The organism is Gemmobacter sp. 24YEA27, assembly GCF_030052995.1.
Taxonomy (GTDB): Bacteria; Pseudomonadota; Alphaproteobacteria; order Rhodobacterales; family Rhodobacteraceae; genus Pseudogemmobacter.
Genome location: NZ_JASJPW010000002.1, coordinates 406,254 through 429,702 on the forward strand (window position 1 = coordinate 406,254; position 23,449 = coordinate 429,702).

At 61.1% G+C, this 23,449-nt stretch carries 19 protein-coding genes and 1 pseudogene; 7 read left to right on the top strand and 13 right to left on the bottom strand.

Translation table 11 applies throughout. From position 1 onward, the window contains the following. Positions 1–21: 21 nt before the first annotated feature. Both QNO18_RS19505 and QNO18_RS19510 read left to right on the top strand, forming a co-directional pair. On the top strand, positions 22–579 hold the full coding sequence (locus QNO18_RS19505; protein WP_283179192.1) for a fasciclin domain-containing protein: 558 nt from the start codon (positions 22–24) through the stop codon (positions 577–579). Positions 580–690: 111 nt separating this feature from the next. Continuing rightward, on the top strand, positions 691–1,452 hold the full coding sequence (locus QNO18_RS19510) for a DUF4394 domain-containing protein (RefSeq protein WP_283179193.1): 762 nt from the start codon (positions 691–693) through the stop codon (positions 1,450–1,452). Positions 1,453–1,617: 165 nt separating this feature from the next. Here the strand turns inward: QNO18_RS19510 and QNO18_RS19515 are convergent, their stop codons facing one another. The 10 genes from QNO18_RS19515 to QNO18_RS19560 form a co-directional block, all read right to left on the bottom strand. After that, a complete protein-coding gene (locus QNO18_RS19515; protein ID WP_283179194.1) occupies positions 1,618–2,751 on the bottom strand; it encodes a hypothetical protein in 1,134 nt (377 codons plus the stop codon). Then, positions 2,670–3,245, bottom strand: coding sequence for a cytosine permease (locus QNO18_RS19520; RefSeq protein ID WP_283179195.1), 576 nt, complete (start codon positions 3,243–3,245; stop codon positions 2,670–2,672). The genes QNO18_RS19515 and QNO18_RS19520 overlap by 82 nt, the downstream gene beginning before the upstream one ends. Positions 3,246–3,521: 276 nt before the next feature. Continuing rightward, a complete protein-coding gene (locus QNO18_RS19525) occupies positions 3,522–5,609 on the bottom strand; it encodes a hydantoinase B/oxoprolinase family protein (RefSeq protein WP_283179196.1) in 2,088 nt (695 codons plus the stop codon). Between the two features lie 35 nt (positions 5,610–5,644). Then, positions 5,645–6,295 (bottom strand): hypothetical protein, encoded by a 651-nt coding sequence (locus tag QNO18_RS19530; protein WP_283179197.1) that lies wholly within the window; start codon positions 6,293–6,295, stop codon positions 5,645–5,647. Continuing rightward, complete coding sequence (locus tag QNO18_RS19535) at positions 6,265–7,716, bottom strand: hydantoinase/oxoprolinase family protein (RefSeq protein WP_283179198.1); 1,452 nt, start codon at positions 7,714–7,716, stop codon at positions 6,265–6,267. The genes QNO18_RS19530 and QNO18_RS19535 overlap by 31 nt, the downstream gene beginning before the upstream one ends. Positions 7,717–8,089: 373 nt before the next feature. Beyond that, a complete protein-coding gene (locus QNO18_RS19540; RefSeq protein ID WP_349293898.1) occupies positions 8,090–8,815 on the bottom strand; it encodes an ANTAR domain-containing protein in 726 nt (241 codons plus the stop codon). A 76-nt stretch (positions 8,816–8,891) separates the two neighbouring features. Beyond that, the gene (locus QNO18_RS19545; RefSeq protein ID WP_283179200.1) at positions 8,892–10,082 is read right to left on the bottom strand and encodes a transporter substrate-binding domain-containing protein; all 1,191 of its coding nucleotides are present in this window, start codon (positions 10,080–10,082) and stop codon (positions 8,892–8,894) included. Positions 10,083–10,420: 338 nt separating this feature from the next. Next, positions 10,421–11,866, bottom strand: a complete 1,446-nt coding sequence (locus QNO18_RS19550; RefSeq protein WP_283179283.1) for an IS1182 family transposase — start codon at positions 11,864–11,866, stop codon at positions 10,421–10,423. A gap of 200 nt (positions 11,867–12,066) precedes the next feature. After that, on the bottom strand, positions 12,067–13,128 hold the full coding sequence (locus tag QNO18_RS19555) for a ParB N-terminal domain-containing protein (RefSeq protein ID WP_283179201.1): 1,062 nt from the start codon (positions 13,126–13,128) through the stop codon (positions 12,067–12,069). 4 nt (positions 13,129–13,132) lie between these two features. Next, positions 13,133–14,557 (bottom strand): AAA family ATPase, encoded by a 1,425-nt coding sequence (locus QNO18_RS19560; RefSeq protein WP_283179284.1) that lies wholly within the window; start codon positions 14,555–14,557, stop codon positions 13,133–13,135. Between the two features lie 603 nt (positions 14,558–15,160). Here QNO18_RS19560 and QNO18_RS19565 point away from each other — a divergent pair. The 5 genes from QNO18_RS19565 (at position 15,161) to QNO18_RS19585 (ending at position 20,785) form a co-directional block, all read left to right on the top strand. Beyond that, positions 15,161–16,417: a replication initiation protein gene (locus tag QNO18_RS19565; RefSeq protein WP_283179202.1), complete on the top strand. Its 1,257-nt coding sequence runs from the start codon at positions 15,161–15,163 to the stop codon at positions 16,415–16,417. Further along, a complete protein-coding gene (locus tag QNO18_RS19570) occupies positions 16,414–17,511 on the top strand; it encodes a GlxA family transcriptional regulator (RefSeq protein WP_283179203.1) in 1,098 nt (365 codons plus the stop codon). Before QNO18_RS19565 ends, QNO18_RS19570 begins: the two co-directional genes overlap by 4 nt. Positions 17,512–17,723: 212 nt before the next feature. Next, on the top strand, positions 17,724–18,722 hold the full coding sequence (locus tag QNO18_RS19575; protein ID WP_283179204.1) for an ABC transporter substrate-binding protein: 999 nt from the start codon (positions 17,724–17,726) through the stop codon (positions 18,720–18,722). A 142-nt stretch (positions 18,723–18,864) separates the two neighbouring features. Then, positions 18,865–19,752: a proline/glycine betaine ABC transporter permease gene (locus QNO18_RS19580; protein ID WP_283179205.1), complete on the top strand. Its 888-nt coding sequence runs from the start codon at positions 18,865–18,867 to the stop codon at positions 19,750–19,752. Further along, positions 19,745–20,785: a betaine/proline/choline family ABC transporter ATP-binding protein gene (locus QNO18_RS19585; protein WP_283179206.1), complete on the top strand. Its 1,041-nt coding sequence runs from the start codon at positions 19,745–19,747 to the stop codon at positions 20,783–20,785. Before QNO18_RS19580 ends, QNO18_RS19585 begins: the two co-directional genes overlap by 8 nt. 93 nt (positions 20,786–20,878) lie before the next feature. On the opposite strand, the gene QNO18_RS19590 is transcribed toward QNO18_RS19585, so the two are convergent. The 3 genes and pseudogenes from QNO18_RS19590 to QNO18_RS19600 all read right to left on the bottom strand — a co-directional run bounded on the left by QNO18_RS19590 (position 20,879) and on the right by QNO18_RS19600 (position 23,315). After that, positions 20,879–21,271 carry a hypothetical protein gene (locus tag QNO18_RS19590; RefSeq protein WP_283179207.1) on the bottom strand — a complete coding sequence of 131 codons (393 nt, stop codon included), beginning with the start codon at positions 21,269–21,271 and terminating at the stop codon, positions 20,879–20,881. Positions 21,272–21,312: 41 nt separating this feature from the next. Beyond that, the gene (locus tag QNO18_RS19595) at positions 21,313–22,146 is read right to left on the bottom strand and encodes a M15 family metallopeptidase (protein WP_283179208.1); all 834 of its coding nucleotides are present in this window, start codon (positions 22,144–22,146) and stop codon (positions 21,313–21,315) included. Positions 22,147–22,233: 87 nt separating this feature from the next. After that, positions 22,234–23,315, bottom strand: a pseudogene (locus QNO18_RS19600) (DUF475 domain-containing protein). Positions 23,316–23,449 lie beyond the last annotated feature (134 nt).

Sequence of the window (23,449 nt, forward strand, 5' to 3'; positions counted from 1 at the left end):
ACATTTCCGGGAGGAAGTCAGATGAAGACCCTTACCAAAGCAGTCATCGCCGGTTGTTTCGCGCTGGCAACAGCCGGGGCGGCACTGGCCCAGGACAATCCAAAAGTCGGCGGCGCTGCGATGTTCGCTGACAAAAACATCGTCGAGAACGCGATGAACTCGGCTGACCACACAACGCTGGTGGCCGCTGTGAAGGCGGCGGGCCTTGCCGAGACGCTGCAGGGCGAAGGGCCCTTCACCGTCTTCGCCCCCACCAATGCCGCTTTCGAGGCTCTGCCTGCGGGAACCGTTGAGACCCTGCTGAAACCCGAGAACAAAGAGATGCTGGTCAAGGTGCTGACCTGCCATGTCGTAGGTGCCAAAGCGCTGGCAGCCGATGTGCAGAAGATGGTGGCCGATGACGGCGGCAAGCATGTGATCGAAACGCTTGGCGGCTGCAAAATCACCGCCGAGGCCAAAGACGGCATGGTTACCCTGACCGACGAAACCGGCGGTGTGGCCAATGTCACCATCGCCGACGTGATCCAGTCCAATGGCGTGATCCACGTCATCGACAAGGTTCTGCTGCCGAAGGGCTGATCTCTCCGGCACAGCCCGGGCCATGTCTCGCGCGGTCTCTCCCTCCCGCACGGACATGGCCCGTTATCGCCGGGATGACCGGCAAACCCAAACCAAAGAAGGAATTTTTCGATGAATGCGATCAAATCGGTCACTGCGGGCCTCTTGCTCTCTGCGCTCGCCGCACCGGCCATGGCTGCGACAGTTGTCGGCCTTTCGGGTGAAAACGAGTTGCACTGGCTCGACACCGAAAGCTGGACGCGCACCGGCGGCGTCACCGTGACCGGCGTCGAGGGGCGTCTGCTCGGCATTGATGTGCGCCCGGCGGATGGGATGCTTTACGGGGTCTTTGCCGATGGCACCCTCGCCACCATCGATCCGCAAAGCGGCGTGGCGACCCGCGTCAGCACATTGGCCACCAGATTGGCAGATGGCGTCCCGGCCACCGTTGATTTCAACCCGGTTGCCGACAAATTGCGGGTGATGGGCAGTGACGGCACCAGCCTGCGCGTGACGGTCGAAACCGGCGAAGTGGTGACCGATGGCAGCCACGCTTATGCCGATGGCACTGCCCCGAACATCATCGCCGGCGCCTATACCAATTCCTACAAGGGCAGCGAGAAAACGCAGCTCTTCAACATCGACGGCGCTGCCGGCTGGCTGGTGCTGCAAGACCCGCCAAATGACGGCACGCTGAACCCGGTGGGGGAAATCGGCGTGAAGCCGACCGAGGCCGGGTTCGACATCGCCTCGGATGGCAAGGGCGGCAATGAAGCCTGGCTCGTTGTCGAAGGGGGCTTCCATTCGGTCAACCTGGAGACCGGGGCCACAACAGAGGCAGGCCGCATCGACGGCGCGAATGTCCGTGACATCGCCATCCTGCCCAGCATGTAAGTAACCAGTGCAAGAGTTCAGTACTGTATGAGTGACGCGGCCCGGAGCTTAAGGCTTTCGGGCCGCTTGCATTCTCCTGGATCGGCATGCCGGCACCATCCACGGTCCCGGCGTCACAAAAAAGGGCCGCATCAGATGCGGCCCAGGTCTCGGGATGCGCCTTGGTTACTGTCTTACCAGGTCCTCCATGCTCAGATTTCCGCTGCTGGCGCGCGCCTCTGCACGGGCCGCAACCAGAAATTCGCTGCGATCAGACGCACAGGCGAGGCAGATCGGCTCATGGCCGGCGGAAGGGTCTCGGTCCATCTCATGCGCGATATAGGCCTGATGGCAATGGTGGCAGCGAATGCGGGCCTGCCAGGGATCGTCGACCTCCTTGCGCGGATCACCTGGCCGTTCCTCGACAAACCAGTTGCGTTGCGCGACCATCAGCGAGGCGGCATAGATCACCACCGCGATCCCCAGCGTGACCGGAGGCGCCCAGACCCCGCCGAAACTGCCGCCGAAGACCATCATCAGGCAGCCGGTGGCCGAGGCAATGACCCAGGCGCCAAGGCCGCCGGGATTGACCATCGGCACCCTGCCCGGCCGGAACTCCAGCTGATCCGCCCTGATGCCGCGCAGACTGCACCAGGCGATATGGGTCATAGCGACGCCCACCCAGGCCACGATGATCACGCCCTGGAATTGCAGCGTCAGCAGCAGATAGCCAAAGACATTGGTCAGCATCACAAGGAAGATGACCACCGTCATGATTCCGACCCAGACCGTGCGCGGCCAGGAAATCTTGAAGGCCCGCGCGAAGAAGTTCTGCATATTGGTCGAGGAAAGATAGAAATTGATGGTGTTGATCCGGGTCTGACTGGCCCAGACCAGCAGCACGCCGAAAGGCCCCATCAGCGCGACAATGCCGATGATCGCCGAGGTCTCGCTCAACTCGCCTTCAATCGGGATGGTGAAGGTGATGAACATGCCGACCGCGCCATTGATCAGCAGCGTGACCACATAGAAGGGAATGCCAAAGGTGATACGTCCGTTGAAGGGCGCGTCTTCTTTGCGACCAAAGCGGGCGACATCCCAGGTCATCATCACCACGACCCAGACGCCCATATAGACCGTGAAGGCGAACCACCAGCCAGGGACACCGACATCGACGCCACCAACAGGCATCTGGGTCAGCCAGGCCCCGGAATATCCATGTTTCGCGGTCGCCCAGATCACACAGGCGACCAGCCCGAACACATAAAGCGGCAGCAGGATGCCATTGATCCGGTCAAGCCAGGTCCTGACACCGCGCATGACGAGGGGCGCGCTGTAAAGGCAGACGATGAAATACCAGAGGCTGATCGGCCCCCAAAGTAATCCTGCAGCGCGATAGCCACGATCGAGCCTTCGGCGATGGCATAATAGGTGATCGTGACCCCAAACAGCAGCGCGGCGAAGGTGGCGCCGACCTGGCCGAACACCGCGCGGGAAAACAGGGCGACGCTGGTGCCGCTGCGGGCGGCGAAGCGCGCTGCAATGCCGCAAAGGATGCCGTAGACGATGGTCGAAAGCGCGATCCCGATCAGGGTGTTGATGGTGCCGACCGTCAGCGCGACCATACTGCCGACCACCACCCAGAACATCGCGCTCATCAGCCCGAACCAGGCCATCGAGAGCGAGAAGCGTGAACTTCGCCACGAGGGCGGCACGATATGCAGCGAGAAATCTTCCGCTGCGGCCTCGCGCAGCACCTCGGGCTCGTCATGGAAGATGATATCGGGGGCAGGATATGTTCTGGCAGGGCTCATGAATTCCAGCTCCTCATGGGGTTTCTCTGAAATCGGAAAACCGGCTGTAAGCAGAGAAAAGGTGTCGCCTGACGGGTCGTCAGGCCAGGTGCCACAAGTCATTCGCGAGCTGCCCTGACCAGGTTTCGCCCCTGGTCACTCAGGGCGGGCAGACTGGCTAAATCCCCTGAGGCCGCAGCGGAAAACCGGTATCCGTCTGAATTTGGTGTCGTCTGGCAGATCAGGTCTAAAACAGGGCGGCGGATGATCCCGCCGCCCTGGGTAGTGATGCGTTTTTCAGGCGGCAGCTTTCAGCCGTTCGCCGGCCTCCTCGCTCAGCACGGCGAGCGTTTTGCCCCAATAGGGCAGGACGCGGCGCTTCATCATTTCGCGGAACTGGGCGGTTGTATTGGCGAGCAGCTCGCCATTGCCCCAGTCCAGGATGACGCCATATTGCCGGACACAGTCCATCTCGTTGAACTCGCCCGCGCGGTAGCGCGCCGCGACTTCGGCGGGATCGGCGTCGAGCCAGCCGGGGCGCTCGGCGGCGATCCGGGCGCGTTCGGCCTGAGTTGCGGCCTCGTCGACCTCATATTGCGCGAGATCGGCATCGACGACGCGGATGACCACGCCATAGTCGATCCGTGCCCGCCGGACGCTGACATATTCGTCGGCCACATCCTCGCAGACCAGTGCCGGATCGCGCAGCAAGGGGTCGCCCACGCCCCCTCCCCCGGCCGAAGGGCGGGTAAAGACATCATCAAGCTCGATCGGCAGGTTCGAGAAGATCGAGCCGAGATAGCGCTCGCGCTCTGTCCCCTTGTTCAGCCAGACGCCATGCGGGATCGAGGGCAGACCGCCCCACATCCCCCAGGTGACCGAGCGTTCGCGGTCGCAGCAATACGAGACGACGATGCGTTCGCCCTCAAAGACCGAGCCGCCTTTTTCGGCGCCAAGCCCGCCGCGGGATTCGCCGGGTCCGGCGGAATCCTGCACGAAATCATGGCATTTGGTCAGCACGGGGGCGAGGCGCTCCTGGCCCTCCAGCGGCTGGATGCCGTATTGCGCGCCAAAGACCGGAGCAGTGGCGTTAAAGCCGTCGCGCCCGTTGCGGCCGCCCCAGCCGCCCGCCATCCAGTCATACCACATGAAATAGGGCTTGCCCTCGATCCTGGTATCCCGCCCGCCGACCAGCAGATATTCAAGATTGAAGGCGCAGCCCATGGTGCGTTCGGGCATGATATCGGCCCAGAGCCCGAAGACCGAATTCATCAGCTTCTCGAACGGGCCGGAACAGAAACCGGCGCAGGGGCTGGGCCAGTTGGCATTCACCACCGTCCCCGGCTCGCCCACATTGACGGTGACCGCGCGGTAGAGGCCCGAATTCAGCGGCAGATCCGGGAACTGGTATTTCGTGCCCGCCACGATCCCCGCGAAAGACCCGCCATAGGCCGCGTTGAGGAAGGTCGAGATCTGCGGATGCGAACCGGAGAGGTCGTAATGGGCATGATTGCCCTCGATGGTGAACTTGATCTTGATCGGGATCAGCCCCTCTTCGAGCTTGGGATCCTGGTCGATATAATCCTCGGCATACCAGGTGCCGTCGGGCAGTTCGGCCAGGCGCTGACGCATCAGCACCTCGACCCAGTCCTGCACTTCGCGGAAGGCGATCTTGATCGTCTCGACACCATATTTGCCGCAAAGCCGCAGGATCTCGCGTTCGGCCACGGCGGTCGCCTCGGCCTGGGCCTGCATATCCCCGATCACATCACCGGGGTTGCGGGTGTTATTGGCGATCATCTTCGCCACATCTTCCAGCCAGACACCCTTGCTCCAGACGCGGGTCGGCGTGATGCGAAGCCCTTCGCCCATATGGTCAAGCGCGGTGATGTTGAACGAGCCCGGCGTCGCCCCCCCCATATCGGCCCAGTGACCATTGGCCTGGGACCAGCCGATCAGCTCGCCCTCATAAAACATCGGGCGCAGGATGCGGGTATCGTTGAAATGGCTGCCGCCGCGGAACGGATCATTGATGATGAAGACGTCACCGGGATGGATATCGCCCGCGAAATCCTCGATCACTGCCTTGCAGGTGTAATGCAGCGTGCCGACATGGGCCGCGATATCGCCGGTGCCCTGCATCACCAGATTGCCCTCGGGATCGCTGAGGCCGGACGAAAAGTCGCGGCAATAGATCACGAAGGAATAGCAGGTGCGCAAAAGCTGCTCGGCCATCTGGTCAACGATATTGACGAAGGCATTGCGCAGCACCTCAAAGGTGATCGGATCAAGCTGCGATTTGAACTCGGTCATCCGCTGTTCGGGTGGCGGCGGGAACTGGATGCCCTTGTCGGAAAGGCTGAGAGATTGTTTTTTGCCGGTCATGCCGGGATCCTCCTGATGTTGGGGTGGGCGGGCGCTTATGCCGCGCCGAGCCGGATCTGGATGTTGAGCCATTCGTCGATATAGGCCTCGTCACCGGGCGGGATGACGGTGGTCGAATCGAGCTGGTCGATGACGGCGGGGCCTTTGATGGTGACGCCGGCCGGCAGGGTTTCACGGTCGTAAAGCGCGGTGGTCAGCGCGGTCGGATGATCGTGGAACCAGGCCTCGCGGGTGCCTTTGGGAACTGCTTTCGCATTGGGATCGATGGTGATCTTCGGGAAAGACGGCTTCGGCGTGACGCCAATGGCGCGCACCGTCAGGCGGTAGATCTCGACCGGGAAATCCTCGCGGCGGAAGTTATGCGCCTTTTCATATTCGCTGTGGAAGATCGCCAGCGGCTCCTCAACCGAGGTGATTTCCCCCGGCACCGGCACCGCGAGCGAGCGCCACTGACCCCGGTAACGCATGTCGATAAAGCGCTGGAAGGTCATATCCCCCGCTTTCACGCCGTCCCTTTCCAGCCGGTCACGGCCTTCCAGCTCCAGCTTGCGGAACCCGGCCTCGACATCTGCGGGCTTCGCGCTGGCGGCATCCTCGAAATACATCTGGGTGACGTCATGCTGCACATCGACCAGCATACAGCCCACCGCCGAAGTCACGCCGGGATTGGGCGGCACGATGACCACGGGGATATTGAGTTCGCGCGCGATATCAACACCATGCAGCGGGCCCGCCCCCCGAAAGCCACCAGCGCAAAATCGCGCGGGTCATGGCCGCGGGCAATCGAGATCAGCCGCACCGCATCGGCCATATTGGCATTGGCAACGCGCAAAGTGGCAAGCGAGGCCTCGACCAGATCCAGCTTCAGCGGATCGGCGATCTTGTGCATCGCCGTCAGTGCTGCATCGCGGTTGAGGGATTTCTTGCCCCCCGCCAGCGTGGTGCCGACCCGGCCAAGGATGATATTGGCATCCGTATTGGTCGGCTCAGTTCCGCCCGCCGCATAGCAGGCCGGCCCCGGCACAGAACCCGCCGATTGCGGCCCGTTGCGCAAAGACCCCGCCTTGTCGAGCCAGGAGATCGAACCCCCGCCCGCGCCGATGGTCAGCACTTCGATCGAGGGGAAACAGATCGGATGGCCCCAGTCGACCTCCCATTTATCGGTCATGCGGATATTGCCGGCCTCGGCCAGCGAGATATCCGCCGAGGTGCCGCCCATATCGAGCCCGATGGAGTTCTGATAGCCGCAAAGCTCGGCGAAATATTTGCTGGCGATGGCGCCGGCGGCAATGCCCGAGGCCGCAAGCCGCGCGGCATATTTCTCGGCCGTGGCCGGCGTCATCACCCCGCCGCCGGAATGGAGCAAAAGCACATCCGCCTCATAGCCCGCTTCCGAGGTTCTGCGCGCAATATCGCGGGCATAGGGGCGGATGATCGGGGCAAGAATGGTATTGGCGACCGTGGTCGAGAACCGGTCATCCTCAAAGATCTCGGGATGGGTTTCATGCGAAGTCGAGATTGCAATATCCGGCCCCAGAACTTCGGCAAGGATCTCCGCCATGCGCAATTCATGCGCGCCATTCACATAGGCATTGATGAAACAGACCGCGACCGCATGAACCTCGCGCTTTTTCAGGATGCGCGCAATTTCCCGGGCGCGGTCCTCATCCAGAGGTTCCAGAACCTCACCACGGAAATTGATCCGTTCTTTCACCGCAAACCGGTCACGGCGGCGCACATAAGGCGGCGTACCCTCTTTATAGGCATCCCAGGGGTCTTCGCGGGTGCCTCGCCCGATTTCCAGAACATCGCGGAACCCTTCGGTCGTCACCATGGCCACCGGCTTGAAATTGCGGGTGATCAGCGCGTTGGTGGCCACCGTGGTGCCATGGGTGAAAAGCTCGACATCCGCCCAGTCGATATTGGCGGCCTCGGCGCCATTCATAATCGCGTCAATCGGGTTCTTTGTGCTGGGAACTTTCGCAACTGTCTGATTTCCGTTCTCATCCAGAACAAAAACATCCGTAAATGTCCCGCCAACATCAATGGCAAGGCGCGTGCGCGCCCGTTGCGGTGCCGGGCCCGCGCCCGCTCCGTCCATGCTCATCATGCAATTCCTTTGATCTGAGCCCCGCAATACGGTCCGCGTCATGCGGAATCGCAATGCGAATGGCTGCATCTGAGTTTTATTCTGAGAGGGAGATTGTCACCCGCCGCATCCGGCATCTGGTGATTTGGCATTCTTTGTTGAATGCGCCCTATAAGACTACGCGATGAATATATGCATCTCCAAGTGATTTTTTACGAGGATGCAGTGGCAAAACAAGATTTGATTAATGCAGTTAAAACAAAGAGGTGATTTCTGGCGAACCGTGCTGCACTGCAAAAACCAGCCTGGGTTTTCGAATTATACAGACGCATATTTCCGGCATGGGTAAGTCATCGCATCGCCGGCCGGCAGCTCAGGAGGAAAAAACGAATCAGGCAGATTTATCGGTCAGGCTTTCATCATGCGCAGCCGCCCCGGCAAGACAAAGCGCCTGCCAGTCCGGCTTGTCGGAGAGCCTCATCGCGGCACCGCTGTCGCTCCAGCCGAGGCGGATGAGAACCTCGCTGGAGATGGCTTCGACGGTGGTCCGCCGCTTCATCGCAAGTTCCCGCAAGACGGCGTAAGCCACTTTTTCCGGGTAACCCTCCGCCAGCATGACCGCCAGTTTCGCGCGCTCGACCACACGGCAGGATTCCAGCTTTGCCTGCGCCCGTTCAAGGTTGAGACTTATGCGCTGTTCGCGCCGGTGATTGTTCACCGCAGCCAGCAGGTTTGTAAGAATCCCGAAGGGCCGTATCGGCAATCCGATCACGGCATTGACCCGCATATGCAGCAGCCGGTCGATGGAAAGCGGGTTCTCGTAGTCAATGACCGCAATGAGAACGGCAGAGGGGGTGTCGGCCTGCCAGTGAAATGTCTGACCGCTCTCGGTGACACGGTCGACCATCACGAAAATGATATCAATATCAGTTGGATAGTTCTGCGGCGGCGGCCATATCTCCTGGACCTGACAGCCTATTCTTTCCAGGTGCGATTTCAGCGCGAGGCCATCACTGTCCTGGGGCTGAACAAGCAGAAAGCTCAGGGATCTCAGATCCCTGATCAGAAAGGGCTGCTCTTTTTCGCTGGCAAAAGGCTCGCTTCGTCCAGGCCGCATTTCAGATCCTCTTCCCCGAAGAACGTTCACTGAATACGATTGTACAAGATCACTTGTCACCCACCGGCTGGCCGGCTCATTGCCTCAGGCCGGAGATCCGGGGCAAAGGTGTTGAGGGCGGTGCCGTATCGGAGAAAACGCCAGCGTCACCGACAAATTCATAGGTCGTACGATACGGGTCCGGGCGGACGGCGCAATTGGTCTCGGCAACGATATCGAACTGGCCATCGTCGCGTGCCACCCCAACCTTTGGCCAGACATAGCAATGCGCATTCAGGGCGTCGAGGCTGACAAGCCCTTGCGGCGCGTCAAACGAGGCGCCAAGGATCCCCGACCGGATCGAACCGAGATTGTCCGGATCGCCGCCACGCATGGCCTGGGCCACCACATGCGCCTGGGTATAGGCCGCATCCCAGCACATATTCGCATAGGGCTCCTCATTGCGCCGCGTCCTGAAACGCGCAAGGCAGGACTGGTTGGTCACATTTGCCTGCGACGCGAAATAGCTTGCGGCAGTGATATGGCCAGCTGCTGCCGATGCTCCGATGTCCCGTAAATCCGCCTCACTCGTCGTCAGGCTCGCAACCATCATTCGTCTGGCATCAAGGCCACTCCCGACATAGGCCTCGTAGAAATTCCGGTTCGCCTCGCCAACGAAATTATTGAAGATTATATCAGGGCTGGCTTTCCTGATCCTTCTGATAAGGGCGTCAAAGTGAATAGGGGTGGCCATATCGTCAAGATAGGTTTCACCCACGATCTCGCCACCTCCGGATCGGATCAGATCGCCCATGATACGTCCGGATTCACGCGGCCATACGTAATCTGAACCAACAATGTAAAGCCGGGGCGCCGGATCTTTCAGAAGATAACGGGCCAGAAAAACGCTGTTCTGGTTTGGGACGGCGCCAAAATACACGATGTTCTCAGAATACTCAAAGCCCTCATATTGTGCGGCATAGCACAAAAGGGCCGACTGTCTGTCCACCACGCTCAAAACCGCTTTCCGCTGGCTTGATGTGTAGCACCCCAGAATGACCCGGACCTTATCTTCTGAAACAAGTCCCTCCGCCAGTTGCTGATAGGCCGCTGGATCGCCCATAGGGTCACGAATTACGGGGCACAGCTCACGGCCATTGATACCGCCGCTGGCATTAATTTCCTCTATGGCGAATTCCGTCGCTGCAAGCATGCTGCGCTCGGTTACGGCGGTGCGCCCTGTTCCGGAAAACAGAACACCTATATGAATCGGCTGGTCGCTTGTCATTCGGAGCAAACCTTTCCGGGGGGGAAACGGGCGATCTCATGCAATCATAAGCCCGCGGAACCGGGCAATGCTGGCCGGTTAAATGCAAGTGTAGGGGAGCGCAGCAGATGGGTCAATATAACTTTGACGCACTGCCGCGCATGAAGAACACCGGATGTGCCGGAGACTGTTCTTTATTGGCCGAGGCTGTGTCAAAACTCAGCGGTGGGATCTGTCTGAGGATGGCTTTCCGAGTTGCCCAGCTTTTCGTCGTCAGTTCTTCCTTTTTCGCGGTTGCCGGCCTGATGGGCCTCTCCAGACGCATCGCTGCGCCTGGAAGTGGGACATCTGAACCCCGATCAGGCCGGGATAGCCTGCATCAGTTGCCGGATGCCGATCAGGGAGACGACCCGCTTGATGTTATAGGCCAGAACGTTCAGGGTCATTTCGGTGCGGACGTTTTTCAGCGTTCGGGTCAGGAAATGGGTGTGCCCCATCCATGCCTTGATCGTGCCGAAGGGGTGTTCGACGGTGCAGCGGCGCAGGGTCATCGGATCGGTGTCCCGGCTCAGCCTTTCGCGCATCGCGTCGATCAGATGCTCGTGCTCCCAGCGGGTGATGCGGCGTTCCGTGCCGGTGGTGCATCTGCTTTGCAACGGGCAGGTCTGGCACTCGTTGATCCAGTATCGCCGGACCTGAACGCCACGCTCCTCGGTGGTGTAGCGGTAGATGAGCTCTTCGCCAGCCGGGCAAACATAGACGTCGCGTTCCGTGTCATAGGCAAAGTCGGCCTTCACATACATACCCTTAACCGCATTTCCCGAAGTGGTTGGGCGCGGCACGGTCGTGGTGATGCCCGCCTCATGGCAGGCGAGGATCTCGGGGCCGCTGAAGTAACCCTTGTCGGCGATGGCATGCAGATCGTCGCGGTGGAGGGCCTCCCTGGCTGCGATCACCATCGGGCTGAGCTGGTCGCGGTCGAAGCCCTGATTGGTGACTTCATGCGCAACAATGATGTGGCTCTCTGTATCGACGGCGGTCTGGACGTTGTAGCCCACCATACCGCTGTGCCGGGCGCTGGTCGCCATGGCGCGGGCATCGGGGTCGGTCAGGGAAATCTGGCCATCCGGGACATCGGCCAAGGCCTTGTCCATTACCTTCAATCGAGCGATCTCTTGCCGGATACGGCCATATCTGCGGGCAAGGTGCAGTGCTTTCGCGGCGTGGGCCTCGCCCTCTTCCTGCCGGTCAATGCGCTCCATCTCATTGATATAGCGGTCTACATCTGCCTCAAGATGGGCGAGACGGCTCGCGATCTTGTTCTTCGTGAAGTTCCTGTCACGATTGTTGACGGCCTTGAACTTGCTCCCGTCGATGGCCACGCAATCGCCCTTCAGCACCCCGATCCGGCGACACAATTCCACGAACTGGGCGCAGGTCCTGCGGATCGCGGGACCATTCGTGCGGCGGAACTCGGCGATGGTCTTGTGGTCTGGCACCAGCCTGCCGATCAGCCACATCACCTCGACATTGCGTCCCGCCTCGCGTTCCAGTCGACGGCTCGACGGGATCCGGTTCAGATAGCCATAAATGAACAGCTTCAGCGGCACCGCAGGATGATACCCCGGTCGACCTGTGCGTGCCGAGGTCGAGCGCACGAAACCAAGGTCAGACAGATCAAGCTCATCGACGAACAGATCTACAACGCGGACAAGATCATCTTCGCCGATCCAGTCCTCCAGCCGCTCCGGGAAAAGCACTGTCTGGCTGCGCTGAACGCCCTCGATGAAACCCGCCGTGCTGATCCCCCGCTACCGAGAAAGCATAGCATGCCACCGAGTTTTGACACACCCTCGGTCCATGTCTCAAAGCCTGGCGGGAAAGGGTGTATTCGGCGACATAGCCCCTCCCTCCGGCATTGTACCCGACCGGTATTGTTGCCGAAGCCCCCCGCAGGGGCCCCTGCCCTTCTAAAAAACTCCATTTATTATCAATCTGTTAATTATCACCCAAGTGCCCGCGCCATCTCGCGCATCACCCGTTCGACAATCTCACGCGAGGCCGCGCGGCCTCCAAGCCGGATTGACCAGCCTTTCGCGTCCTCCTGCGCCTCTAGCCGGAACCCGGAAGGCGACAGCACAGGCGCCAGCACGTCGCGCTTTGGTCGTCCGCCGCGTTTCGGATCTGCCACCTTGGGCGCAAGACCGGCCAGAGCCCGATCCAGCAGCGTCGCCTCTTCCTCGGGATTGGCTGGCGTGGTCAGGGCGAGTGCCTCGCGCAAGGCGCCCTCTGCGCCCTCGCGCAGCGCCGTGGCGAGCCGCAGCCCGTCCTTCTCACGCAACTGTTCGGGGAAGGAAAGCATATCGCCGAGCTCTTCGAAGATCAGCGCGAAGGAGCGGATCTTTGACCGTTTTCCCTTCGAGGCCACCGGGAACAGGGCCTCAACCGCCGCCTCTACATTGGGGAAAGCACCTTGCTGCGCCGCCAGCACCGCGATGCGACCGCGCTCGAACTGGCTGAGACCGGCGCGGACCTCATTCTCTTCGACCATGGCGGCAATCGGCCCGCCGAGGGTCTCGGGGTCACGCAGCACCGCGCGGATGCGGTCGTAACGGGGATCACCGCTCAGCGCCCGGAGCGCCCGGACCGCCATCAGACGCCGATAGCCCGACAAAAGCCCATAGCCCCCGGAGGGCAGCGCGAAGACCTCGACCGGCAGGCGGAGCCCGTTCTTCGCGATTGAAAGCTTCAGCTCCTCCATCTCCTCGGCCCCGATCGAGCTGCGGTCGCGCACCAGGGCATCGGCCTCGATCCCGTCGGTCGCAAGATCGAGCATCACCAGCCCCTGCCCCTGCGCCTCTCGCCAGGCGCTGGCGTCCTGCCGGTCCCGCGCGACCTCGGCCCGCTCGGCCGCCGGTCGTGGATCCAGCGCCGCCGCCGCTTCGGCCGCAACCGTGGCAATCGGGGCTACTGTCGGCCGCGGCAGCGAGGTTTCGCGGCGAAACTCTTCTTCGACGCGGTTGATGTCTTCGGCCGATGGCGGCACAAGCGTTCTGCGTTTTGCCATGGTCTTAACCCTCCCCATCCGCAGTGGTGCCCGCTTTGGCCAGCTGTTGATCCCTCCACCAGGTGCCAAGGATCAGCTCTTTCACCTCGGCCCAGGTGCGATCGAACGTCTCGCGCCCGCGCACCCAGGTGTCACGGTTATAGTCGCGGTAATCGGTCTCATAGATGCCCGAAACCTGCTCGCCGGCCTGGCCGACCATCGCCGTCACCTCCTGCCGGTAGGTGGTCATAAAATCGCCAAACCAGGCCTGAACGACATTCGCGAGATCGGTCTGTTGCGCTGCATCGAACCGGGTGATCAGCGCCCGGACGGCATCCCATTCGAACCGCATCTCGGGCAGGCCAGAGCCACGTCGCGCCCGGTTCTCGCCCTCTTCGATCGAGGCGAAGGTGGAATAGATCATGTCAAAGAACCGCCCCGTCGAATCGAATTCGAGGAAGGACGCCCCGAGCGGCACCAGAAGGATATCGGCGGCGGCAAGGGCATTGATCGTCAGATAACCAAGCGCCGGCGGGGTATCGAGCAGCACGAGATCATATTCATCCAGCAACCCGCCTTCCGTAAGCGCGTTCGACAGCGCATCCCAAAGCTGCCAGGATCTGAGCTGCATCCGCCAGACCGGCACCTGGAACTCGGCCCAGTACAGGTTCAGCTGCGCGCCAATCAGGTCGATATTCGGCCAATGGGTCTTTTGCACCAGGTTTCGCGGCGAAACCTTCAGCGCCTCGGTCAGGGTTTCATCAAAGGTAAACGGCGCGTCCCCATTGGCAACACGCACCTCGTTTTCCTCCTGCAGCCGCAACGCATAGTCACGGGCGAGCAGCGGGAAGACCGTCTTCCATTCATCCTCGACCTTACCGCCCATGATCGAGGTCATCGAGCCCTGGCTGTCGAGGTCGATCACCAGAACCTTATAGCCATCGAGCGCGGCTGACATGGCCAGATGCGCGGCGGTCGAGGTCTTGCCGACGCCGCCCTTGAAATTCGCAATTGCGACGACTTTGGCGGGCAGGCCCTCGGGGCGCCAGGCGCGGTATTCACGACCCCGCGCGCCTTCAGCTGCGAAATGGTCGCGCAGCGCCAGCACCTCTTCGAGCGTGAACCATTTGGAACCACCCTCCCCTTCGCCCTGCGGCAGTTCCGGGTTCAGCCGCAGGACGCGCCGCAGATGGGCAGAATTGACCGGGATCAGATAGCGGCAGACTTCCCAGGTTGAGAACCGGCGCAGTCGCTTTTTGCCATCCGGCGCATAGCCCCGCTTCGCCAGATCATCGCGACCCCGGCTGGCGAAAGCGGCAGCCTTGGCAAAGCGCGCGGTATCGATTGGATCCGCCAGCCTTGCCGCGGCCTGGGCCGGGTCGATGTTGAAATAGGGGGGAGATCCGTCTTGCCCGGAAGCACTGGTTTCTGTGCCATTCTTTGCCTGTATGTTCGCAGTTTATGCTGATATTGCCCGAACTATGGCACATCATGGGTGAGAAGGGAATCATTCCTGTCCATCTGATCACTGATCTTTCTGGATTTTATCGAAAAGAGAGAACAAAGCGGTCTCTGTTTCATGATCTTTTTTCGCTTTAGAGTCTTTACCAGGTCACTAATCCTGCAAAAACAGTGTCTTCTGGCAGGATGGGTGCCCCTATACGGGGTGATGGGTATCCGGTTTCAGGACATTAGGTATCCGTTTGCGGGAAGAGAGGTGCCGATTCTCGGGCGAGGACGGAGTTTTGTGGATAAGTGACCCATAAATGGCAGGCATAGAGCCTGTTTCTCCGAATCATCCACAGGCCGGACGTCATCTGGCAGGGATGCTTCCTGCAAACGGATACCTTTCCGGAAGCGGCAGGATAGCTCAGGTTCCCGTTTACGGTTCGGCCTTCCGGCTTGGCCTGAGGGTTCCCGTCCGGTTCTTGCATTTGGATACCTTTTGCCGGATGATCCCGCCATAACAATAGCGACAGACGGGATTCGGCGATGGGCCGGGCGTCTGCGCAATGACCGGATTACAGATCCGGCGCTGAGCGAGGGCAGGCCGATGCAGATCCCGGAACGGGTCACAGAAGACAGGGTTTCAGACAGGACTGGACCAGAGGACATTCCGCGTGACCGGCTGAGCGGTCCGCTCAGGCGTGGCGCGGTGAAGAAGCATGTGGCGGCGATCCATGTCTCGGGGAAGCTGAGCCTGCTTCAGCGCAAGCTGTCGAACGTGCTCCTCCTCAATGCCTATGACACCCTGACCTCGCAGCCGCGCCATCAGATCGATGCGCGCACGCTGTGCCTGATGATCGGCTATAATTCGAATGATATGGAGACGCTGAAAGCGTCTCTGCGCGGGCTGGCCGAGACGGTTGCGGAATGGGACATGCTTGACGCCGATGGTCAGCAGGAATGGGGGGTCTCGGCGCTGCTGGCCTATGCCAAGCTCAAGGGCGGCATTTGCGAATATGCCTATTCGCCGGCGCTGGCGGAAAAGCTGCATGACCCCAAGGTCTTCGCGCTGATCAATCTCAACATCCAGCGGCGGTTCACCTCGGGCCATGCACTGGCGCTCTATGAGAATTGCTACCGCTTTATCCGCACCGGTTCGACCGGCTGGTGGTCGCTGGATATTTTCCGCCGGCTGATGGGGGTGGCGGACAGCCCCTATTATGATGAGTTCAAGCATCTGAACGCCAAGATCATCAAGCCTGCGGTGAGTGAGGTGAACAAGACGTCGAATATCGTGGTGACCCCGGATTTTCGCAAAATGGGCCGCCAGGTGACGGAGATCCGGTTTCTGATCGCCGAAAACCCGCAGCTTGCGATCCTTGATATGGATGACGGCGAGGGGCATCGCAATTCAGATGCCTATGCGCGGCTCAGGGCGCTTGGGGTCTCGGACCGACTGGCGCGGCAATGGATACAGGAACATGGCGAGGATCATCTGCGCCAGAAGCTTGACTATGTGGCGGGGCAGGGGGGCGTCAGGAACGCGGTCGGCTATCTGTCGAAAGTGCTGAAGGAAGGCGCCGCGAAAGATGCGGCGGAGGTTTCGCCGCGAAACCTTACCGCAGCGGGCGCGCTTTCGCCGAGGGCGCAACGGCTCGCGAGGATCCAGGCGCTGGCCCAGGCGCGGACACCGACGCAGCGTGATGCGGACCGCCGGCTGTTTCAGGCGCGGCTTGACGGTGCTGCCCGAGATGATTTTGAACGTCATGGCTGGATGTCGGCGCTGAACGCTGCTGCTATTCTTGTGTTTTGGGAAGAGGTCTCGCCCGGGGCCTTTGACGGCATCGCAGGAGGGGCAGAGTGAGCGCACGGTCTTTCATCTCGCGCGGGGTGGCCCATATCGACGTGCCGCATCAGGGGGCGCCGGTCTCGGTCGGGTTTGTGCTATTGCCGCAATTCACCATGCTGGCCTTCACCTCGGCGGTGGAGCCTTTGCGGGTGGCAAACCAGCTGGCAGGGAAGACGCTGTTCGAATGGGCGGTCTGGTCGTCTGAGGGCGAGCAGGTCACGGCGTCGAACGGGATGCGGGTCGGGGTCGATGGCGGGCTGCCGCCCGAGGCCCCTTCGGGCTATGTGCTGATCTGCGCCGGGACCGAGCCGGAGATGACGACGACGCGGCGGATGTCTGACTGGATCCGGGTGCAATGGCGGCGTGGCCGGACCGTGGGGAGCCTGTGCACCGGGGCCTATACGCTGGCGAAAGCGGGGATCCTCAAGGACCGGCAGTTCACGCTGCATTGGGAAAACATTCCCGGGTTTGTCGAGACCTATCCGGAGCTGGAGCCGCTGCGCCGGGTATTTTGCATCGACAACCGGGTGATCACCTGTGCCGGCGGCATCGCCTCGGCTGAACTGGTGGTCAAGCTGATCTCGGAACATTACGGGCCGGCTTTGGCGCAGGCGGTGATGGATATGTGCCTGCTGACCCATATGCGGCGCGAAAGCGATGATCAGATGACCTCGCTCGCGTCGCGTCTGGGCACGCGGAACGAGCATGTCGTCAAGGCCGTGGCCTGGCTGGAGGGGCGGCTGTCAGAGGATTTCCTGCTGGAGGAATGTGCCGATCATGTGGGTGTCACGCCGCGCCAGATCCAGCGGTTGTTCCGCCGCTATCTTGGCGTGACGCCGGTGCAATATCTGAACGGGCTGCGGCTGTCGCATGGCAGGCTTTTGCTGTCCGAGACCAATATGACGGTGATGGAAGTGGCCGTGGCCTGTGGCTATGTTTCCTCGTCGCATTTCGCGCGCAGCTTCCGTCAGAAATATGGCGTTTCGCCGAACAAGTATTCACATTTCCCGGCGGGGCGCGCAGCGAACTGCCGGTATAGTCCGGGGCTGCACCCGCCACAGGGGGCGGAGGGCGGAGGGAAAAATCTGCTAAACCCGGTGATTACCTGACAGGGGTCGCAATTCTGCCACTGGTGTCGTAAATTGCGCTGTGACCTGGCAGAATATGCGCTGACTTCAGGAAAAAGGACTCACCGGCCGACAGAAGGGCAGGGCGGGAAACCGTCAGCATCCGGGACGACGTCGGACGGCATTATCCAATCTGCAGACATGAGCGGTATCGTCTGGAGATCCTTCAAACAAACCGCAACCGGGAGATGACCATGAAAAAATCCGTCGCAACTGTCGCGCTGTCGCTGGGGCTCGGCCTTGGCGCCACGGCGGCTTTCGCTGATTGCGGTGATGTGACCATCGCAAGCATGAACTGGCAAAGTGCCGAAGTGCTGGCAGCACTGGATGCGATCATCCTGTCCGAGGGCTATGGCTGCAACGCGACCGTGATTTCGGGCGATACCGTGCCGACCATCACCTCGATGGTGGAACGCGGCCAGCCCGATATCGCACCCGAAGGCTGGGTTGATCTCGTCCCGGAAGTGATCGAGCGCGGCACCGAAGAGGGCCGTCTGGTGAAAGGCGCGCTGGCACTGTCGGATGGCGCGGTACAGGGCTGGTGGATCCCGAAATATCTCGCGGATGCGAACCCGGATATCAAGACCATCGATGATGCGCTGGCGCATCCGGACCTGTTCCCCGATTCTGAAGACCCGTCCAAGGGTGCGGTCTTCAACGGCCCGCAGGGCTGGGGGGGTACGGTTGTGACCACGCAGCTTTTCAAGGCCTATGGCGGCGAAGAAAAGGGCTTCAAGCTGATCGACACCGGTTCGGCGGCAGGGCTCGACGGCTCCATCGCGCGGGCTTACGAGAACAAGCAGGGCTGGGTCGGCTATTACTGGGCCCCGACCGCGCTCTTGGGCAAATACGAGATGGTCAAGCTGGAGCATGGCGTCCCTTATGACGCCGAGGCCTGGACGTCGTGCAACGCGAATGCCGATTGCGCCGATCCGCAAAAGAATGACTGGCCGGGTGATACCGTCCAGACCATCATGACCTCGAAATTCGCCGAAAGCGCTCCGGCCGAGGTGAAGGCCTATCTCGACACCCGCTCCTGGTCGAATGCGACCGTCAACGGGCTGATGGCCTGGATGACCGACAACCAGGCGACCGGCGATGACGGCGCGCGTCATTTCCTCAAAGAGAATGAGGAGATCTGGACGAAATGGGTGAGCCCCGAGGCTGCGGAAAAGATCAAGGCCGCGCTCTGAGCCTCTGACCGGCGGCCGTGATGCCGCCGGATCCTGCCCGCGCCGGTTAACACCGGCGCGCGCGCATTCATATCTTTTAAGATCAACAGGTCCGCTAAGGACCGGCCACCCGTTAATCACGGCATCTGACAGGGACACCAGGATGGATTGGCTGACCAAATTCCCCACCATGGAAACAAGCGCGCTGCGAGATCTGCGCAAGGGGATAGACGAGAATTTCCGCGCCTTTACCCGCGCATGGGGCGATACATTCGAATGGCTCTTCGAGCCGCTGCGGCTGTTCCTGATCTGGTCGGAAAACCTGATGCTGAAGACACCCTGGCCGATTGTGCTGCTGGTGATCGCGCTGATCGCCTGGTTTGCCAGCCGCAGCTGGAAGATCACGGCTTTTGCTGTGGTCTCGCTGCTGGCGATCGGCTGGTTCGGCATGTGGGATGACACGATGCGGACCATCTCGATGATCTTCGTCTGTACGGTGGTGGCGATTGCGGTCGGGATCCCGGTCGGGATCCTGATGGCGCGCTCGAACCGGATGCAGGCAGTGGTCAACCCGGTGCTGGACGTCATGCAGACCATGCCGAGTTTCGTCTATCTGATCCCGGTCGTCATGCTCCTGGGGATCGGGCGGGTGCCGGGGGTGATCGCGGTGGTGATCTATGCCATCCCGCCGATCATCCGCCTGACGAACCTTGGCATCCGCATGGTCGACAAGGATGTGCTCGAGGCGGCGGATGCCTTTGGCTCATCTTCCTGGCAAAAGCTGAAAAACGTACAGATGCCGCTGGCCCTGCCGACCATCATGGCCGGGATCAACCAGACGATCATGATGGCGCTGGCCATGGTGGTGATCGCGGCAATGATCGGGGTACAGGGGCTGGGTCAGCCGGTGCTGCAGGCGATCAACAACCAGTATTTCTCGATCGGGCTTTTCAATGGTTTTGCCATCGTCTGCATCGCCATCCTCTTCGACCGCGTGAGCCAGGCTTACGGGCGCCGTCTGCAAAAGCATCTGGAGATCGTTCATGGGTGATACTTCTGCAATCGGCATCGAGATCCGCAAGCTTTATAAGATCTTCGGCCCGCATGCGGCTGATATGGTCGCCCGGGTCGAGGCGGGCATGACCAAGACCGAGCTGAATGAGAAACACGGCCATGTTCTGGGGCTGAAGGATATCAATATCTCGATGCCCGCCGGCGGCATCCAGGTGATCATGGGGCTTTCAGGGTCGGGGAAATCGACGCTGATCCGCCATATCAACCGGCTGATCGACCCGACTTCGGGCGAGGTGGTGGTCGGCGGCGATGATGTCGTCAAAATGAACCCGGATCAGTTGCGCCGGTTCCGGCGGCACCAGACGGCGATGGTGTTTCAGAAATTCGCGCTGCTGCCGCACCGGAATGTGCTGGAAAACACCGTCTACGGGCTCGAGGTTCAGGGTCTGGACCGCGCGGATCAGGTGAAATCCGCGACCATGTGGCTGGAACGCGTCGGGCTGAAAGGGTTCGAGAAAAAATACCCCAACCAGCTTTCGGGCGGCATGCAGCAACGCGTGGGCCTCGCCCGCGCGCTGGCAAATGACGCGCCGATCCTTCTGATGGACGAGGCGTTTTCTGCGCTCGACCCGCTGATCCGGGTGGATATGCAGACGATCCTGCTGGATCTGCAAAAGGACATCCGCAAGACCATCGTCTTCATCACCCATGATCTTGATGAAGCGCTGCGGCTAGGCGACCGCATTGCGATCCTGCGCGACGGCAATATGGTGCAGCAGGGCACGGGCCAGGAGATCGTGATGACCCCCGCCGATGACTATATCGAAAGCTTCGTCGAACACGTCAATCGCGGCAGGGTGATCCGGGTCGAAACCGTGATGCAGAAGGGCGCGGAAACCGGTGGCCTCGCGACCATCCCGGCCACCGCGCTCCTCGAAGATGCGGCAAAGCAGCTGATCGCCGGCAATGCCGCCCGCCTCGCGGTCACCGACCCGTCAGGGCGCCCACTCGGCACTGTCGATATGGCAGCGATCACCCGCGGCATGTTCCCGACCCGGGCCGCCGCCTGAGCTCTTTCATCTGTCCTTAAATATCCCGGGGGAGGGGGCCGTAAGGCCCCCCGGGGGCAGAGCCCCCGAACCCGGCTTCCAGACCCGCCCGGCTCAGCGGAAGACATCAACCGAGATGTAACTCCCGACACCGCCCTGGCCCCAGATCTGCACCTGGACCACCGCGCCGCCATTAACGATGGCCGCGCGCGCGCCTTTGGTCATAGTGCCGCCCATCAGCATCTTCTCCATCGCATCGCGGTTCTTCACATCGCCGAAAAAGCTGTCCCATTCATCGCCGGGATCGCCCTTGCCGAATTTGTGGAAATTGGCGCGGTCCTGGCGCAGGATCTGCCAGGGCTGGGTGAGCCGCTTGCCTTTCGAATTCACCAGATCGGCCGGGCCGATAAAGGCGGTATATTCCTCCAGGAGATCCTGGGCGGCGACTGGTGCGGCGAGGCCAGCCCCGAAAAGGGTCGCCACGACGGCAAGTGCAGGGAAACGCATCTTAGTGCTCCTGTCAGAAGGGGATCAGCTCAAGGTAGGGGTCAGTCCGGTCGCCCGCCCGTAAGCCGGGCGTAAACAATCAGTTCGGGCCGGTATTCGAAATGCATACCATCGAAATGGTGCCATTTGCCGCCCCAGATAAAGCCATAGCGCTCCATCTCGCGCACCAGCGCCTCGGGATAGCGGTTGTCATAGGGCCCGACCTTGCCCTCGCGCGCACCCGACCAGCGCCAATAACCGCCAAGCTCGGTGTTGAAATCGACCGCCATGCCGAAACTATGGCCCGAAAGCCGCGTGGTGCCTGCGATCACGCGCCAGTTGAAACTGCCGCCGATGGTCTGGAAATAGACATTCATTTCTGGCCCGAGCGCGTGGATCGCGGCCAGTGCGGCGCGCAGCTGCGTGGCCGCGCAGGTCTTTTCGGACATCATGAAGACGGCTTTCGCATCCCCCGGCCAGCGCACCTCTTCAAGCCCCGCCGCCGCCTCGGCTTTGCTGTTGCCGTAAAGCGCGCGGAAGAAGGGCTCATTGCGCGCGCGGCCCGGGTCGAACCAGGGCGCCTCGCGCAGGGCCAGATCAAAGGCCAGCGGATAGGTCTGCAGGAACTGTTCGGTGATGCTGGCATCTTCCAGCCGTTCCTGCGGAGAAAGCGGCACGTCACCGAAGCCGGTCGGCAGCTTCCGCCCGTCAGCGAAGATCAGGGTCTGACGGTTCGCGCTGACCTCTGTGCCAGGATAAGCCAGTTCCAGCGCGTCAATCCAGGGCAGGTCGGCTTTTGCAGGCAATTCGGTGCTCAGGAAGTCCCTGACCTCACAGGCCCCGGCCGGCCCGGCTGCCAGCAGGGCCAGAACCAGAAGATTGCGCAAAGTCACCATAGGACCATCCCTTCCTCTGCCTGGATCCTGATACCAGGCGAAACCTGATCCGAACCGCACATCGCGGCAAGTCCGGAGAGCCGGACCTTACTCTGCTCCGGGATTGGTGCGGTTCCAGCGGATCGACGACCAGAGCGAGACCCCGATCAGCACCGCACCGCCAAGCCCGGTGATCACTTCGGGAATATGCACGATGGCCTGAAGATACATGATGACCGAGAGGATCAGGATCGCCCAGAAGGCGCCGTGTTCGAGATAGCGGTATTCCGCCAGGGTGCCTTTCTCGACCAGCATGATGGTCATCGAGCGCACATACATCGCGCCGATCCCAAGGCCGATGGCGATGACAAAAAGGTTTTGCGACAGGGCAAAAGCCCCGATCACCCCGTCAAAGGAAAAGCTCGCATCCAGCACTTCGAGATACAGAAACGCGCCGACGCCGCCCTTGGCCGCGCCTTCCAGCATCTCCTGGCTGCGGTCAAGAATGCCCCCAGAACCTCGACCATCAGGAAGGTCAGAAGCCCCCAGATCGCAGCATGGAAGAAGGTATTCGACGCCGCAGGCCCAAGCGCGGGATCATTCTCGATGATCTTCGAGAAAATCAGCATGATCACCAGCACGAAGGCGATCTCAATCCCCTTGATCGAAGAGAAATTCGCGGCTTTCTGCTCGATCCAGCGTACCCAGTGTACGTCTTTTTCACTGTCGAAAAAGAAAGACAGGCCGACCATCATCAGGAAGGTGCCGCCAAAGGCCGCGATGGGCAGATGGGCATCATGCATGATCTCGGCATAGCGTTCGGGCTGGCTTGCGGCCATCACAAGCGCGGTCCAGGGGCCGACATTGGCGGCGATCACCACGATCAGCAGCGGGAAGACGATCCGCATTCCGAAGACGGCGATGATAATGCCCCAGGTCAGAAAGCGGCGCTGCCAGAGCGGCGTCATATCCTTGAGCTTATTGGCATTGACGATGGCATTGTCGAAGGAAAGCGAGATTTCCAGCACCGCCAGAACCGAGACGATGAAGAAGACCTTCAGCGCCCCGAGCGTGGTATGTTCGGTGGAAAAGCCCAGCCAGAGCCCGAGCCCGAGCCCGATTGCCGTGACCACGAAAGCTGCGGTGAAATAGGACAGGGTTGTGCGTTCGGAAATGCCTGGGGCCGCCATCGGAGTCGCTCCTGAGAAAATCTCACATGTCTGTTAGCGCGGTGGCTGTAGACGGGCCAGTGGCATTTTGCAGAGGCAGCATTGGAGATTCGTGGCCCAGGCAGCTTTGCGCCGGCGATGGGGGCGGGCCCGTA